Here is a 1,233-nt window from a genome sequence, read left to right on the forward strand (position 1 = left end):
GGTTTCCCCGTCTCCCTGACGATACGGACCGCTCCCTCACGGAACTCCGCATCGAACTTCCTTCGTGCTTCTGGCATGGTCACTCCTCATAGTCCATGCCTCCACGGTTCCGGGGGATGCTCAGGACAGCCATCGTGATCCTCCTCAAGTAGTTGCGTGAGAACTGCTTCTTGAGGTTGACGCGATGGCTGTCACCAGCGGGGGACCACCCCCCAACTCACCCCTCCGTACACCACCCCCCGGGACTCAACTGAAGCGACTACGGAAAAGCCCCGCTGCGAGCGGGTCAGGTGGGCGACGAGAAGACGAACGTGAGTAAACCACTGATGACGCATCGAAATGCTTTGTGACGACATCGAAACTGGGGCCGGAAGGCTGCCCCAGGATAAGAGCACCGCAGTTGTTGGGGCGCTCGGAGCCAGGAGGCGGCCTGCGTGTCGTCCTGGCGGTGTCCGGTGTGAAGGTGGCGTGAGCTCGTTGCAGGCGCTGGCATGGAACAGGAGAACCTGTCGTCCCGGAACCGTCGATCAGCGTAAATGGGTGATGTGTGCCCTCTGGTCGCGAGAGGGAGTACCCCGAGCGGAAGGAGCCGTGAGGGGCCGAGTACCGCGGGACACAGGGACGGACTGGCTCGTAGTAGCGGTGAAGGGGCTGTAATGGCCCTGGAGCGAACGGGCCGGGCAGACCAAGGTCGCTCAGAGGTCAACCCGTTGGGGGATGAACCTGTGGTGAGACCGAAGCCGAAGGTGAAATCGTTTGACATATCGAAGCGTCTCGTTTTCGAGGCGTGGGAGAAGGTCCGGGCCAACAAAGGGGCTCCGGGTGTGGATGCTGTGCGTATCGTCGAGTTCGGCGACGATGAGAGAGCGAATCTCTACAAGTTGTGGAACCGGATGAGCTCCGGGAGTTATTTCCCTGGGCCGGTGCGTGCGGTGGAGATACCGAAGGACCATGGGGCGGCGGTCCGGGTGTTAGGTGTGCCTAATGTGGCTGACCGAATCTCTCAGACCGCTGCGGCAATGCTGTTGGAAGAAACGCTTGAGCCGATCTTCCACCCCGACAGTTACGGTTACCGTCCGGGGCGTTCTGCCCATGACGCTCTGTCCGCAACGTACTTGTTTAGCGGGGCGCCCGCGTTGAAGTAGGTGGCGTGAATGTGTCGGTTGTGTGGGGCGTCAGGCCAGGAGGATGGCGAGGCCGGGGTCGGGTGCTCGGGCCCGGTCGGCGAGGTAG

At 62.0% G+C, this 1,233-nt stretch carries 1 pseudogene; it reads left to right on the forward strand.

Annotated elements, in window-relative coordinates:
- Positions 1-725: 725 nt before the first annotated feature.
- A pseudogene (locus K6U06_RS24930) lies at positions 726-1,109 on the forward strand (group II intron reverse transcriptase/maturase); the annotation flags it as partial.
- Positions 1,110-1,233: the final 124 nt, after the last annotated feature.

The organism is Acidiferrimicrobium sp. IK (assembly GCF_025499425.1).
GTDB lineage: Bacteria > Actinomycetota > Acidimicrobiia > Acidimicrobiales > Palsa-688 > Acidiferrimicrobium.